The sequence below is a fragment of the Paenibacillus sp. 01T443 genome, assembly GCF_056398325.1.
The window spans coordinates 307,820-322,131 of sequence record NZ_JBFTPE010000002.1; the positions used below are offsets into that span (position 1 = coordinate 307,820).

Below are 14,312 nucleotides of genomic sequence, written 5' to 3' on the forward strand. Positions count from 1 at the left end.
AGCCTTATTCCTTTACCGAGCCGAGCACGATCCCTTTGACAAAAAACTTTTGCAAAAAAGGATAAACCGCGATAATCGGCAGCGTTGCGATAAAAATTTGTGCCGTCTTGACCGTCCGGTTGGAAAGCTCCTTCATCTCTTCGGCATTTACGTTCATGCTGCTCAAATCGCGCTGCACGACCAGCGTCTGCAGCAGAGTCGACATCGGGTACTTTTCCGTTTGGGTCATGTAAATAAGGCCGTCAAACCAAGCGTTCCAGTGCCCCACCATCGTGAATAGCGAGATCGTGGCAAGGGAAGGCAGCGAGATCGGCAGGTAGATGCTCCACAGTGCCCGGAAATGGCCCGCTCCGTCAATAAAAGCGGCTTCCTCTAACGCTTTCGGCACCGACGTCCGAAAAAAGTTCATCAACAAGATGGTATTATACACGCTTACCGCACCCGGGAGCACGAGCGCCCAGATCGAATTCAGCAAGCCTAGCTTCTGAACGACCATATACCCGGGAATGAGACCGCCGCTGAACAGCATCGTGAAGACAAAAAACCAAGCATACATATTGCGGCCCTTGAACTCATTCGTTTCCTTGGACAAAGAATAACCGATCAGCACGGACAAGCCAACAGCAACGGCTGTACCAATTACCGTCCGCAATACCGAGTTCGCAAACGAGCCTACGAAATGCTCATTCGAGAGTGTCACCTTATAGGCCTCCAGCGAGAACCCGATCGGCCACAGCTTCACAATATTCGCATCCGCGGCCGCCGACGAGCTGAACGATACCGCAAGCACGTGAAGTAGAGGAGCAATACACAAGAATGACAAGAGTGCTAAAAACACTCCATTTCCCACGGAGAAAATACGATAAGTTAAAGAACGATGATGCATGAGGCTCCCCCCTTTCAGAAAATGCGGTAATTGGCCAGCTTATAGGCGAGCCGGTATGAAATAACGATCAGGACGAAGCTGACGAGAGACTTGAACACGCCTACTGCGGTACCGAAACCAAAGTCTCCGCCGATTAGGCCCACGCGATACACATAAGTATCAATAATATCGCCTTTTTCATACACCAAGGGATTGTACAGATTGAAGATTTGATCAAACCCTGCGTTTAAAATATTTCCGAGAGACAGTGTCGCGACGACGATTGTTATCGGAATCAGCGAAGGAAGCGTGATCTTCAGCACCTGCTGCCAGCGATTGGCCCCGTCAATGAGCGCAGCCTCGTAAAAATCAGGATTAATACCAGAAAGAGCGGCAAGAAAAATGATTGTCGAAAATCCGAAATCCTTCCAAACATCGCTGACGATAACTGTAAACCGGAACCAATCACCGTTGCCGAGGAAAAAGATCGGATTGATGCCAAGCCAGCCGAGCGCTTGATTCACCAGACCGCCGTCGGTAGACAGCATATCCAGCAAAATCCCTCCGAGAATGACCCAAGATAGAAAATGCGGCAGGTAAACGAACGTCTGAACGAACCGCTTAAACACCATTTTCCGCACCTCGTTAAGCAGAAGCGCGAACACGAGCGGAACGATGAGATGAGCAATGATTTTGATAACTGCGATAAGCAAGGTGTTCCATATTACTTGCCTGGCATCCGGATATTCAAACATCAGCTTAAAATTTTCAAACCCGATCCAGTCCGACCGGAAGAAACCAAGCTGCGGCTGGAAGTCCTGAAAGGCCATGACAAGTCCCAGCATCGGCAAATACGAGAAGATAAGGACAAGCGCTATACCAGGCACCAGCATGACATGAAGCGGCCAGGTAAGCTTTAAATTCCACCTCCGTGCAATCCGTTGTTTCAATAGGTTCTCCCCCTTTCACCCTTTTCGATCTGTCTATGTTAGCGATTACAGGACTAATTGTAGCCCTCCGGCACTCTTGCCTTATATAACAATGTTTTAAGATTGGTAGCACGATATTAGGGGATTATGAAAATTCTGGCTTACAAGCGTAAACGGCTGTCGCCGTCCTCTGTGGCAAAAGCAGTCGTTTCGCGGAGATATATAAGCACATTTATATGTGAAAACATATAAATTCTTATATATTCAAAAAAAAGAGGCCTTCCCGCAGGCGAATGATCGCCAATACAGGAAAACCTCTTCTTCACTTGATCAGAAACGTTTTACTCGTAGATATACGAGCAGCAATAATCTGTAAGTTCAGCAACCTGAAGCTTGAACTTCGTGTTCGCAGGCACTTGGAATTCGCCTTCGCCTTGAATATGCAGCCATTCTGTTTCGCCAGGAAGGAGCACTTTCAAATCGCCGGCCAAAATCTCCATGATTTCAACGCAGTCTGTTCCAAACTCATAATCGCCCGGCAGCATGATGCCGAGTGTTTTTTTGGTGCCGTCCGCGAACAATACAGCGCGGCTTGTTACTTTTCCGTCGAAGTAGACATTAGCCTTCTTGACGATGGATACATTATCGAATTGAGACATGGTAGCCGTAATCTCCCTTATCTATCGGATGTTAAGCGGTGAGGCGTTATTACAGCATTGCTTTCACTTTACTAACAACGTTCTCAACCGTGAAGCCATACTCTTTGATTACGCGATCGCCAGGTGCAGATGCGCCGAAACGGTCGATAGCAAGAATGTCGCCTTGGTCTCCTGTGTAACGCTCCCAGCCGAATGGATGAGCCATTTCGATCGCAAGGCGAGCTTTAACCTCAGGAAGGATAACGGAATTTTTGTATTCCTTTGATTGTTTTTCAAAGAGATCCCAGCTCGGCATGCTGATGACACGAACTTGAATGCCTTCCTCTGCCAAAGCTTTTTGAGCTGCAACCGCTAGTTGAACCTCAGAGCCTGTTGCAAGAATTTGAGCTTGCGGCTTGCCGCCCGCTGCATCAGATACAACATAAGCGCCGCGGCGAAGATTTTGGTGAACGCCGTCAACTGTGCCTTCAAGGATAGGCAGGTTTTGACGAGTAAGCACAAGCGCAACCGGGTTGCCTGTGTTCTCAACTGCATATGCCCAAGCAGCGGAAGTTTCGTTAGCGTCAGCCGGACGAATAACCGTAAGATCAGGAATGATACGGATCGAAGCAAGCTGCTCGATTGGCTCATGCGTAGGACCGTCTTCGCCGACTGCGATACTGTCATGCGTAAGTACATATACGACTGGCAGCTTCATCAATGCAGCAAGACGAACGGCAGGACGAAGGTAATCCGTAAATACGAAGAACGTACCGCCGAATACTTTCAAACCACTGTGAAGGGCAATACCGTTCATTGCAGCAGCCATACCGAATTCACGAACGCCGTAATAAAGGTTGCGGCCGTCATAGCTGCCTGGCTTGAACTGTGTCAAACCTTTCAAATGCGTCATCGTTGAGCTCTCAAGGTCAGCAGAGCCGCCGAAGATTGTCGGAACGTTTTTCGCAAGTCCGTTTAGCGCGTTGCCGGAAGCTACGCGAGTCGATACTGCGCTGTCTCCTACTTTGTATGCAGGAAGGTCAGCATCCCAGCCCTCTGGCAATGCGCCGGAGATCGCTAGTTCGAACTGAGCCGCCAGCTCAGGGAAAGCTGCTTTATAAGCTGCGAAAGCTGTATCCCACTGTGCGTTTGCTTGCTCGCCGCTGCTTTTTACATCAGCAAAATGTGCGCGAACTTCGTCAGGAACGTGGAACTGGAGCTCTTCAGACCAGCCGTATGCTTGCTTCGTCAATTTTGTCTCGTCAGCGCCGAGTGGTGATCCGTGAGGACCAGCATGTCCGCCTTTGCCGCCTTTGTTAGGGCTGCCGTAACCGATAACCGTTTTAACTTCGATCAAAGTCGGTTTGGACAAGTCCGCCTGCGCCTCAGCTACTGCTTTGGATAGCGCTTCAAGGTCGTTGCCGTCCTCTACGCGAAGAACCTGCCAGCCGTAACCCTCAAAGCGTTTTTGTACGCTCTCGGAGTACGATAGGCTAAGCTCGCCGTCAAGCGAGATATCGTTTGAATCATATAGAACAACCAATTTGCCAAGCTGCAAGTGGCCTGCGAAAGAAGCTGCCTCGTGGGAAACGCCTTCCATCAAATCGCCGTCGCCGCAAATGGAGTATGTGAAGTGGTTGATTAGATCATGGCCTTCTTTGTTATAAGTAGCACCAAGCTGAGCTTCTGCGATCGCCATACCAACTGCCATTGCAATACCTTGTCCAAGCGGACCTGTTGTAGCATCTACGCCTGCAGTGTGGCCGAACTCAGGATGTCCTGGCGTCAAGGAGCCCCATTGACGGAAGTTTTGCAGCTCTTCAAGCGGCAAATCATAGCCGGACAGGTGAAGCAAGCTGTATAGCAGCATCGAGCCGTGACCTGCAGACAATACGAAACGGTCGCGGTTTACCCAAGTAGGGTTCGAAGGGTTGTGCTTCATGTTTTTTGCAAATAGTTGGTAACCCATTGGAGCAGCGCCCATAGGCATACCAGGGTGCCCCGATTTTGCTTTCTCGATGGAATCGATCGCTAGAGTACGGATCGTATCGATCGAAAGCTGTTCGATTGATTTTTGTGTAACCGTCATTCCAATTTCCTCCTATAATCTCATCTAGTCTCAATTCGTTTCGTTATATGGTTTCTCATTAACGATACAGCGTCATACCAGTACGCAATAACTTTGAATATTGTATCACTCTGCATGCGTGTTTTCCATCATAAAAAATAGAATTCTCGCATAAAAATACAGCTAATTGAATACGACCGTCTTATTATTATGCACAATTACTCGATCCTCGATATGCCATTTCACTGCACGAGCCAGTACAACGCGTTCGATCGTCCGTCCGATTCGTTTCAAATCATCGACGTTATCACGGTGGCTTACACGCTGAACGTCTTGCTCGATAATCGGTCCACCGTCTAGTTCCTCGGTCACGTAATGCGCTGTTGCCCCGATGATTTTCACCCCGCGCGTATAGGCCTGTGCATAGGGCTTGCCCCCAACGAATGCCGGAAGGAAGGAATGGTGAATATTGATAATACGGTTAGGGAATTGTTCGATGAACTTCGGCGAAATGATCTGCATGTACCTTGCCAAAACAACGATATCCGCTTTGTCCGCGACGACCTCAAGCTGTTTGCGCTCCGCTTCAGCCTTCGTGGCAGCCGTTACAGGAATGTGATGATAGGCAATGCCAAAGGATTCCACTAGCTCGCGCATGTCAGGATGATTACTGATTACCATTGAAATATCGGCATCCAGATCTCCCGCCTTCCACTGCCAGAGCAGCTCGAGAAGGCAATGATCCTCCTTGGAAACAAAGACAGCAAGTCTTTTCTTACGGCTGGCGCGGAAGGTATGCCACTTCATGTCGAAGCGGTCAGCCACTCGGGCGAAATCCTCCACCAATACTGGAAGTTCCTTCTCCAGATCATTCAAATCGAATTCAAAGCGGATGAAAAACATACCGCCTTCGGGATCCATCGTATATTGATCCGATTGCACGATATTTGCTCCGTGCTCATACAAGAAATGGGAGACCGCCGCAACGATGCCCGAACGGTCCGGACATGAAATAAGCATTCGTGCGCGGCCGCTTTTTCCGCCCGATTGATATTTAACCTCGGACGGGTTGGATTGTGATGACATGGACTCTTAACTTCCTTTCACAACGATATAAATAAAATTGAAGCGATAATTGGATATTAAATTCTAGCTAGCAGCTCTTTGCCGCCAAACCAAGCCGTAATACGCTGGTTGACTTGTTCCTCCGTCAGTTCGGAAGACAATGCGCCGCCGGCCATAACCAAATCGTACAGCCGCTCCATCGGCTCGCGCGGATCTGCTTTTTTCGCTTTCGCGTCGGTTTTCAATAGATCCCACATAGACAGCACGAAAGTTCTTGGATCGATTTCTTGCTTGCCGAAGAAATGGTGGAGACGCTCTACGTCCTCGAAGAACGGTTCTCCCAAGCGGCTTCTGCCATTGTCGCTCAGCAATGCGATTTCTGTTTCATACATAGGACGTTCCGTTTTATCTTCTTTGCCGATCCATGGCGTTTCAAGAATAAACGGCCGGCCTTTAAGAGCCTCATGGTGCACGATCCGCCGGATTGCATCATGTCCCAGCCAGCCTGCTCCAATTGGAGCATGTCTGTCCTTGCTTGCTCCGCGTGAGTTTTTGCTGTCATTAACGTGGACTACAGCTACACGGTCAAGTCCAACCAAACGGTCAAACTGCTCAAGAACGCCATCCAGATCGTCGATAAGATCGTAACCGGCATCATGCATATGGCATGTATCCATACATACTGTAAGGCGGTTATTATCTTGTACCTTGTCAATGATTGCAGCAAGCTCTTCGAAGCTGCGTCCGATTTCCGTCCCTTTGCCTGCCATCGTCTCAAGAGCGATGTTAACATTCGTTTCTTTCGTTCCGGCAAGCACCTCGTTAAGACCCTCAGCTATGCGTGCAATGCCATACTCGGCATCCTTGTCCGTATAAGCGCCTGGATGCAGGACAATATTACGAACACCAATATAATCCGTTCTGCGAATTTCTTCCTGCAAAAAGGAAACAGCGAGCTCAAACGTCGAATCCTTGTAAGAGCCCAGGTTTACAATATAAGGCGCATGAACGACAATCTCATTGATGCCCGATTGTTCCATAAGCGCTTTGCCTTCTTCAATATATAACGAATCGATCGGCTTCCTCCTCGTATTTTGAGGTGCGCCGGTATAAATCATAAATGTGCCTGAGCCATATGATACGGCTTCCTGCGCTGCAGTAAGCAGCCCCTTGTCCGAAAATGATACATGGGAACCTATTTTCAACATGAATCTTTCGCCCCTTTCGGTTGATCAAACCTTATTTTACAAGGAATGTCGAAATAAATCTAGGAATACGGTATAATTCATTATTGAGGTGAAAGACACTTATGAAAGTTGCGCCCGATTGGTTTATGTACTTTATCGTTTTTTGGGCGATCGTCATGGTTGCAGCTATGTCGATTGGCGGGTTTTTCATGTTTCGAAAATTTCTCAAGGTGCTTCCAATGCGAGACGGCAAGTCTAAGCTCGATTGGCAAAACTACTGGGTAGATCGCAGCCGCAGCATGTGGAACGATGATTCCAAGGAATTGCTCGATGAGCTCGTATCCCCAGTGCCTAGCGCTTTTCGCGATATCGCAAAACATTCGATCGCAGCTAAAATTGGCCAAGTCGCGATTGAACACGGCGCATCGTCCGTTACGCGCGAGCACTGCATTGAAGGCTACATAAGAGCCACCCCAAAACGTGATTACCGCAGCTTAGTATCATTCCTTGATCGTCAAGGAATCGACTATGCTCCCTATAAGCATCTACTTAATAAATGAGTTTAAGCCGCACCCGTGCGGCTTAAACTCATTTATATTTTTCTTCATATGCAAGAATCAGCAAACGTAATGAAAGCTTCACATTCTTATTTTATGGTTAAATATAAAAATGTAACCTATCCCTAGTCAATTTCGTTAATACATGCAGGAGGTGGTTCTCATGATGAACTCATCAAAGCGAAGAAAAAACAAAACAACGAAAGCAGCAGCAGGAGCCGTTCTTTTAGCTGTGATGCTTGCAACTGCAGCTTGCGGTGGAACCAATGCCAATCAAGAAACAAACGCAAACAATCTACAAGGTACCGTGGATGAATCCCCGGTTGTCAGCGACTTGCCTGAAGAAAGCGGTGTTCTTGAGCCTGATGTATCATCACCGGAGCCGACTGCGACTGCGGAACCAAGCGATACCCCTGACAACAGCAGCGCAACGGAAGAACCGGCAGATCCTATTAAAGTTAACGAAGGAACCTACAGCGGTCTAAGCGACTCGCACTCTATAGAAATTGAAACAGCTTCAGGAGTAATTCCCTTGCAAATTAACGATGAGTTGAAGACCGTTTTAGAAACCATGCCCGATGATGCAAAAGTGAAATTTGAGTATACGGAGAAAGAAATCGAGGGTGATCCTACAATTAAACAGAATTGGCTCGTAAAAATTGAGCAAGTGAAGTAAAGAGTGAATTTAAGGAGCGATTAGGAATGCGGGTTGCTATAGCCGGAGGAACAGGCTTTATCGGAAGCGCGCTGACAAAGGCGCTGCTGGAGAGAAAAGATGAAGTATGGATTATTTCTAGAAAGAGCTCAGAGAATGAGCCTAAGCGTCCCGGTCTAAACCGATTGACCTGGAGCGAGCTTGAAGATTCTCCCTCTTTACTGGAAGGCATTGATGCCATAGTTAATCTCACAGGTGAATCCATCAACCAGCGCTGGACAGCAGCTGCAAAGCAGCGCGTTATGGATTCAAGAATTACGGCAGCAGCCCGCATAACTAATCTGATTACAGCGCTCGAGCTTAAGCCGCCGCTAGTCCTTAACGCATCGGGCATCTCAGCGTATGGCATTTCAACAGACGGTATTTTTGATGAAGAGAGCCCGACGAAGGTAACTGATTTTTTATCCGAAGTGGTACAAAAATGGGAGCAAGCCGCTGACCTTATCCCTGCAACACGGCTTGTAAAGCTCCGTGTAGGCGTCGTTTTGGATAAGAAAGATGGTGCATTGCCTTTAATGGCAATGCCTTATCGTTTGTTTGGCGGAGGAAAAATTGGCAGCGGGAAGCAATGGCTATCATGGATCCATCTAACGGATATGGTTAACCTTATCTTGTTTATTTTGGACAATGATAACATTCATGGAGCGGTTAACGGCTGCTCGCCCGATCCTGTAACCAACGACAATTTCGGGCGCGCCATCGGCAAAGCAATGGGAAGGCCGCATTGGTTTCCCGTTCCTGCTTTTCTCATGCGGACTTTATTTGGCGAAATGTCTACGCTGCTCCTGGATGGGCAAATGGCCCTGCCGCGCAAAGCGCTTGAGAACGGCTTCACCTTCCGATATCCGACTGTTGACAGCGCCATGAATGAATTAGTCGGACGCGGATAACCTTTTCAACTCGATTTCAACTCATAAGAAGGTCCTTGCTCGCCTGCTAAATGGATAATATCACCTATCGATAACCTATAGCTTTTATAGGGTATCATCGTTTGTCCATTGAGCAGGCTTCCATTTCTTGACCCCAGATCCTTAGCCCTGTGTTCCCCCTCCTTGCTCTCAATCTCCAAGTGAAGACGCGATACTCCGTTTGCGCAATCCTCATAGCTTACCTTCTCGCCGATCCGGCCGATTTTAAAACAACTCACGGTTAATTCCAGCTTTGTTTGCTCACCCTCCCAGCTTCGTTGCAGCCAGATCACCGGTTCATTACTATGCTCCGGTTGTTGTTCAGAACTAAGCAGAACGGTCGGTTCACCGATACGTGGAATAGGATTAGCGGCAACCACATGCAGATTCGATACAGAAGGATCGTTGTCCATTTCAAAATGATCAGTTGACGAGTTCAAAGACGATGATTGATCATCCCCGTGCTCCGCATATAAATGGGCCATTCCTTGATATAACCCTGCGCTTTGCTCTAACTGATCCGGCTCATATGCCAATTCCCCCGTGGATTCACTGTGATTCGTTCCTTTTAACCATACCATTAGGATAATAGCAATCATCAGCAAGGATATGCCTGAGCTAAGCAGCAGGCTTTGCCTCGTTACGGCTTCAAGATAGATAAAACGCCAAGTACAAGCAATAACGATAAACAGCGCTGCCGTTGCGATCCACTTTTTCTTCGTATCAGACTTTGCCTCCCCTAAATATGCAGGCATTTCGGTATATTCTAACGAAGCCGCTTGTTGATGACGAGACTCATCCAATAGCCCAGAAATAAATGGAGACACTTCCAGTTCGCTTATCTGCTGCTTAGGCGCTTGTGGTATTGGCCTTATTGGCTCGACCGGATATTCAATCCGAGACTGATGTCCAGACCACGAATTTTTATCCGTTGCAACCGCTTTTTGTTTCTGCTGCATTTGCTCCGAATTTTCTGCTGCGCTATTCAGTTTTTGCGGTGCTTCTCCAATTAAATCCAACAGTGTAGAACGCAGCTCCTCCAGCGGCCATTTATTGCCCGTTAAATGATGCAGCACCCGCTTTAAACCTTCTCCGTCGATCTGTTCGATATAGGACGTGAATCTTACAATTAAAGAGAGAAGGTCACCTGCACCCATCGCATGTTTTCCGGCATCGCCTACAATCGGCAAATAAGCAAGACGTATATCATGCAGCTTCTCACCGATAAAAATGAACTGCTCGTCCATCAGGCACCCCTCAGGCCGCAGCATATAGTGCTTGCACTCATAGAGCGCATCCGCCACGCCCAAAATGAGCATATAATATTGCTCCATCGTAAGCGGCTGCTGCTGCAGCCTGTGAAGAAGCATTTTCATACCAGACAGTTTGTAGCGGAACGTCACCTTAGTATCCAGCTCAAACCAATCCATAGGGATCAGGTAAGGAATACGTTCGTTTTGAAGCATATGAAGCTCTATTTCATCAAGTTCGCTCCTGTATATTCCGCTTTCACGGTCAATCATCATTTCATGTCCCTGATTCATAGCAAAATCAATTCGAAAGCGTTCCATTCCTGAGGCCCACCTTTCCAGTCTATCGGCTTAATTAAACACAGACCATACCGTAACAGCCGCTGGAGCAACCGCCAGCATAAACGGAAATTTCTTGCCCGACTCAGCCCACTGCAGCCACTGATGCCTTCTCTGGCCTGCATCGGGAGTTAGAAACGAGGCAACGCCATTTGTCACTCTCTTCCCGAAAGGACGGTTCACAAGGATTAGAATTAAACCAATGACTCCCGCGTACAAAATGGCATACAACAGCAATTGCAGTACGGGCAAAACCCCTGCCCAAGCGCCTAATGCACCGAATAGCTTAACATCGCCGGCGCCAATTCCTTTTGCTAAATGCAGCAGCAGCAAAGGAACAAAGCCTGCGGCTGCCCCTAAAGCTGCGGCCGCTGCTCCTTCCAGTCCGTTCGTTGCGATTTGATAAATAAACGCGGCAATAAAAAAGCTTATCGTGAGCTGGTTCGGAATAATCTGTACTTTTATATCCGTAATAAACGCCAATAACAAAAGGACAATGATTGCAGCTGTCTGAATGAATTCCATTCGTGCTCCTCCTGCCGCAGCTTCATTAGCTTGCTAATTTCCGCTGCTTTTCTCTACGACAAAATGCATCGACACTTGATTTTCTTGTTTGCTCGCCTCAGAGGCTGCAAGCTCCCACACGCCAGGCGTAGTGTTGCCGGATACATGCCAGGTCCACTTAATGTACCCGTCGGCATCTGCAACCGCCTCCCCCAGATGCTTGGCTTTGCTTGATCCGCTTTTATACATAACTCCAAGGGATATAACGGCCCCCGGCGATGTTTTCACCGTTACGGAAGCCTTTCTGCCCGGACGAATCGGCGATGGCTCAATCGACACGATTTGAATCGGCAGGTTTTCCTGTTCACCGCTACCCGCGCCATACCTTGCCGCGGCGGCATCGCTTAGCCAAACTCGCTCAGCAGCTTGCTCTTTTAGAACAATCGGCTTGCGGTAAAAAGGCAGCTTTAACGGAAAATCGTATTCCACCGCAATGGCCAAATACGGTTCGTTCGCCTTTTCAAAATCGGGTAGGGCCAGCCAGCTTAGCCTTATCCGTGCGGGATCAATAATCGCAGCATTCGCAAAGTCTCTTATTAGCGGTTCAACAACGGCGCGTCCGATTTCCGTTGCTGCCATATTTTGAAGCGGTCGAAAATCCCCCCGCAATGTTGATGATATAAACGGACCGGCAGGCGATGGCAGCCATTCCGTGGCTTCCGCCGCAATTTCGCTCCATGATGAAAGGGGCAAAAGCGTTTGCGAAGGGGCTGGAATACTTGCTGCCGCCTGCTGCCAAGCCAGCTCTACCGGATGAATGTGAGCCGCAATTTGCCTAACCGACTGGGAGGCTGCCGAATGAAGGGCCATTTGCACCGCACAGAGACGAATAAGCATGACAAACACAAGCAAGACCACGATGACCATGGGCATGACCAATGCTGCTTCTACGACGATCGAGCCTTGCTCATCCGCAGATTTACGGCGTTTAATAGGACCAGCCAATGGTTTGTGTCGTCTCATAACGGTTGCCTTCAACCTTTCCATCCAAAAGTCCAATCCTGCCAAGCACCCTCATCAAGCCTGGTACAAACCACAGCTCCGCAGAAACGTCAGCCTCGCCACTTACTCCGCTTGGTACGGCCGACAGCACCGTCCCGCTGTTTTGTTCAATGACCGCAATCATGCGGGCAAGGCTTGCGCTGTCGCCCGCACCGTGCATCAAGGCAAAAAGCCGCAAATAATCCGGGTACGAAAGCTCAATGTTTACGTACTTGGATAACGGTGCCGACCCTCGCTCCGTAAAGGCAAGCATATCCTCCATGCTTTTCTCCAAACCGTAAATAAGCGCCGCCGACAAAATAAGCAAGGGATGACCAAGTGTTCTGTTTGCCAGCAGCCCTTCCATCGTCCTCACGGCAAGCCTCGCAGCAAACAGTTCCCCGTAAGCGGCAGCAATATTTCCCACAGCATTGTGAAAGCCGTAAATAATATATTCCGCTTCCTGGTTATTGAAAGAAACCGCATGCGACAGCTCCGATACGTCCCCGTCCATTATCATGGACCGCAGATGCTGCGGCGCGAACGAGGGATACTTACTGATCACATATTCACCGAAGTAAAGCGTGTCTCGCGTTTGCTCCAGCATTCCGGCCATTCCTGAAAATATACCGTCCATCACGGATGCAGAGCGCTCCGCAGCCTCATGGGCCTCGCTTGTTTGCTCCAAGTCTGATAGAGTGTCAGCCGTCTCATCTGACTTTTCATTAAACAAAAGATTGTCACTGTAACGCTGCTTCACCTGTTCAAATACATGTTGATGCTCTTCGGTTTGCGGTATAGCCGTAAGGCCATGGAGCAGGCCGCGCGCCTGTTTCCAAAGTGATTCAGCCTGCTCTCCCTGCTGCTTCAGCTTAGCTTTAACTTCTCCCTGTTCGAGCGTACTTTTCCGGCTGGTAATAATGGCGGCAGGACGAATATAATTCTCTTCATAGCTTCCATAAGCAAGCCGCAGGCTTGCAACGCCTTCAAGAAGAGTATCCGCCGTTTGATTCGTAATTGGCTTAGCCAATGAAGCCAAACTGCTCGTTTGATAGCTGCCCGCTTCCATATCAAGAGCCGCCGCAAATGTACCTTGCGTCTCCAGCTCTTGCCGGTAAGCGGAAAACCACGCATCCTCTTTTACAAGCTCGTCTGCTTGCTTCCTTATTTGTTCAATATCGGAAGCCGAGTCAGCGGGTACAGCATGCTGTACCGCTCCTGCAGATTTTTGCTTCGCTACAGCATCATAACCTCCACGGTCAGCTTGCTGATTCGCTTGTAGAACAAGTCGCTGCATGTCCTCATTTAATGCTCTTGCAGCTTCCAGTTCCTTGACCGCATCACTTTGGAGCTTCACATGACGTTGAAGCATTTCACCGCTTATTCGGCGAAGCTCTATTGCAAATACTCTGGCCTTGTCCTCATAGGCTTCTATTGCTTTAGAATTTTCCGGTCCCCCAGCGTTATCAGGCGATTGCTCCTGCATGACTCGGGCTGCATAATCATGATATTCCCCAGCAATGCCTAAGGCGGTATCTCCCGCTGCTGCGCCAGTATTCATCTGGACCGGAATCATCAAATCTATTCCGCTGTCTTTCATTACTGCCGCCGCCAGCTCCTGCAATTGAAGCACCTGGCTTAAATGAGCTTCGCGCCTTTCATAAAGCTTGCGCATACTCTCAAGCAGGCCGATCGTCACGGAGGCCTCTTTCAAAGCGCCTGCCATTGGTGCGAATCTAGCGGCAAGTTCCAACGTGAAATCAATAGGTGCCTTATATTTCATTTCCTCCAGCACCTGCCGCCCAAATACATCGTGACTTCCCAGAAACGATGCATTATGCAGCGTTGAGCTTTCTGCCTTCATGCGTATCAGCTTCATCCCTTGATTGGATAAGCCTTTTATGCCTTCAATATTCGCTTTCATCGTTTCTGAGAAGATGGTCTGTCCCTCCGTTCCGCCGCGGCCAAACAATCCATATCGCTCATATAGGACAGCGTCATAGGCAGAGAGGACAGAGCGAACACTAGACCGTACTGCATCCTCCGTCAGCTTGTGTAAAGCAGCAATACGCGCATAATCGATAAGCAAAGAAAAAAACAATAATAAAGAGGATAAAACAAGGACAGAAAACACGGTTACAGCTCCATCCTCTCCAAACAATAAGCGGCTTTTGAATCCTATTGATCCGAACATTGATTTTTTCTTTACGTTCATAGTCACCCTGCACCTCCATTGTTGCCACACC

General features: G+C 48.5%; 13 protein-coding genes. 3 read left to right on the forward strand and 10 right to left on the reverse strand.

Annotated elements, in window-relative coordinates; genetic code table 11:
- Window positions 1-4: 4 nt before the first annotated feature.
- From AC1DLI_RS04005 to AC1DLI_RS04030, 6 genes are all read right to left on the reverse strand, one after another.
- A complete protein-coding gene (locus AC1DLI_RS04005) occupies window positions 5-886 on the reverse strand; it encodes a carbohydrate ABC transporter permease (protein WP_477599880.1) in 882 nt (293 codons plus the stop codon).
- Between the two features lie 14 nt (window positions 887-900).
- Entirely contained in the window at window positions 901-1,758 is an 858-nt protein-coding gene (locus tag AC1DLI_RS04010; RefSeq protein ID WP_477600066.1) for an ABC transporter permease, read from the reverse strand.
- Between the two features lie 377 nt (window positions 1,759-2,135).
- Complete coding sequence (ppnP, locus tag AC1DLI_RS04015) at window positions 2,136-2,453, reverse strand: pyrimidine/purine nucleoside phosphorylase (protein ID WP_308997175.1); 318 nt, start codon at window positions 2,451-2,453, stop codon at window positions 2,136-2,138.
- 49 nt (window positions 2,454-2,502) lie between these two features.
- Complete coding sequence (gene tkt, locus AC1DLI_RS04020; RefSeq protein ID WP_477599883.1) at window positions 2,503-4,521, reverse strand: transketolase; 2,019 nt, start codon at window positions 4,519-4,521, stop codon at window positions 2,503-2,505.
- 162 nt (window positions 4,522-4,683) lie between these two features.
- A complete protein-coding gene (gene purU, locus AC1DLI_RS04025) occupies window positions 4,684-5,586 on the reverse strand; it encodes a formyltetrahydrofolate deformylase (RefSeq protein ID WP_308997173.1) in 903 nt (300 codons plus the stop codon).
- Window positions 5,587-5,642: 56 nt separating this feature from the next.
- Window positions 5,643-6,773, reverse strand: coding sequence for a deoxyribonuclease IV (locus tag AC1DLI_RS04030; RefSeq protein ID WP_477599886.1), 1,131 nt, complete (start codon window positions 6,771-6,773; stop codon window positions 5,643-5,645).
- A 101-nt stretch (window positions 6,774-6,874) separates the two neighbouring features.
- On the opposite strand from AC1DLI_RS04030, the gene AC1DLI_RS04035 reads away from it, so the two are divergent.
- From AC1DLI_RS04035 to AC1DLI_RS04045, 3 genes are all read left to right on the forward strand, one after another.
- The gene (locus AC1DLI_RS04035; RefSeq protein WP_308997171.1) at window positions 6,875-7,312 is read left to right on the forward strand and encodes a DUF2621 domain-containing protein; all 438 of its coding nucleotides are present in this window, start codon (window positions 6,875-6,877) and stop codon (window positions 7,310-7,312) included.
- Window positions 7,313-7,472: 160 nt separating this feature from the next.
- On the forward strand, window positions 7,473-7,985 hold the full coding sequence (locus AC1DLI_RS04040; protein WP_477599888.1) for a hypothetical protein: 513 nt from the start codon (window positions 7,473-7,475) through the stop codon (window positions 7,983-7,985).
- Between the two features lie 26 nt (window positions 7,986-8,011).
- On the forward strand, window positions 8,012-8,914 hold the full coding sequence (locus AC1DLI_RS04045) for a TIGR01777 family oxidoreductase (RefSeq protein WP_477599890.1): 903 nt from the start codon (window positions 8,012-8,014) through the stop codon (window positions 8,912-8,914).
- 5 nt (window positions 8,915-8,919) lie between these two features.
- Here the strand turns inward: AC1DLI_RS04045 and AC1DLI_RS04050 are convergent, their stop codons facing one another.
- The 4 genes from AC1DLI_RS04050 to AC1DLI_RS04065 are packed head-to-tail and all read right to left on the reverse strand — an operon-like array spanning window position 8,920 to window position 14,287.
- A complete protein-coding gene (locus AC1DLI_RS04050) occupies window positions 8,920-10,503 on the reverse strand; it encodes a DUF6382 domain-containing protein (protein WP_477599892.1) in 1,584 nt (527 codons plus the stop codon).
- 30 nt (window positions 10,504-10,533) lie between these two features.
- Window positions 10,534-11,046 carry an A24 family peptidase gene (locus AC1DLI_RS04055; RefSeq protein WP_477599894.1) on the reverse strand — a complete coding sequence of 171 codons (513 nt, stop codon included), beginning with the start codon at window positions 11,044-11,046 and terminating at the stop codon, window positions 10,534-10,536.
- A gap of 33 nt (window positions 11,047-11,079) precedes the next feature.
- On the reverse strand, window positions 11,080-12,048 hold the full coding sequence (locus tag AC1DLI_RS04060) for a TadE/TadG family type IV pilus assembly protein (protein WP_477599896.1): 969 nt from the start codon (window positions 12,046-12,048) through the stop codon (window positions 11,080-11,082).
- Window positions 12,014-14,287, reverse strand: coding sequence for a hypothetical protein (locus AC1DLI_RS04065; protein ID WP_477599898.1), 2,274 nt, complete (start codon window positions 14,285-14,287; stop codon window positions 12,014-12,016). Before AC1DLI_RS04065 ends, AC1DLI_RS04060 begins: the two co-directional genes overlap by 35 nt.
- Window positions 14,288-14,312 lie beyond the last annotated feature (25 nt).

What these genes read in the sequence shown, in the direction of transcription:
- tkt (WP_477599883.1), bottom strand. Translation starts at nt 4,521, where the DNA reads ATGACGGTTACACAAAAATCAATCGAACAGCTTTCGATCGATACGATC.
- AC1DLI_RS04005 (WP_477599880.1), bottom strand. Translation starts at nt 886, where the DNA reads ATGCATCATCGTTCTTTAACTTATCGTATTTTCTCCGTGGGAAATGGA.
- AC1DLI_RS04010 (WP_477600066.1), bottom strand. Translation starts at nt 1,758, where the DNA reads ATGCTGGTGCCTGGTATAGCGCTTGTCCTTATCTTCTCGTATTTGCCG.
- AC1DLI_RS04060 (WP_477599896.1), bottom strand. Translation starts at nt 12,048, where the DNA reads ATGAGACGACACAAACCATTGGCTGGTCCTATTAAACGCCGTAAATCT.
- AC1DLI_RS04045 (WP_477599890.1), top strand. Translation starts at nt 8,012, where the DNA reads ATGCGGGTTGCTATAGCCGGAGGAACAGGCTTTATCGGAAGCGCGCTG.
- AC1DLI_RS04030 (WP_477599886.1), bottom strand. Translation starts at nt 6,773, where the DNA reads ATGTTGAAAATAGGTTCCCATGTATCATTTTCGGACAAGGGGCTGCTT.
- AC1DLI_RS04035 (WP_308997171.1), top strand. Translation starts at nt 6,875, where the DNA reads ATGAAAGTTGCGCCCGATTGGTTTATGTACTTTATCGTTTTTTGGGCG.
- purU (WP_308997173.1), bottom strand. Translation starts at nt 5,586, where the DNA reads ATGTCATCACAATCCAACCCGTCCGAGGTTAAATATCAATCGGGCGGA.
- AC1DLI_RS04055 (WP_477599894.1), bottom strand. Translation starts at nt 11,046, where the DNA reads ATGGAATTCATTCAGACAGCTGCAATCATTGTCCTTTTGTTATTGGCG.
- ppnP (WP_308997175.1), bottom strand. Translation starts at nt 2,453, where the DNA reads ATGTCTCAATTCGATAATGTATCCATCGTCAAGAAGGCTAATGTCTAC.
- AC1DLI_RS04040 (WP_477599888.1), top strand. Translation starts at nt 7,473, where the DNA reads ATGATGAACTCATCAAAGCGAAGAAAAAACAAAACAACGAAAGCAGCA.
- AC1DLI_RS04050 (WP_477599892.1), bottom strand. Translation starts at nt 10,503, where the DNA reads ATGGAACGCTTTCGAATTGATTTTGCTATGAATCAGGGACATGAAATG.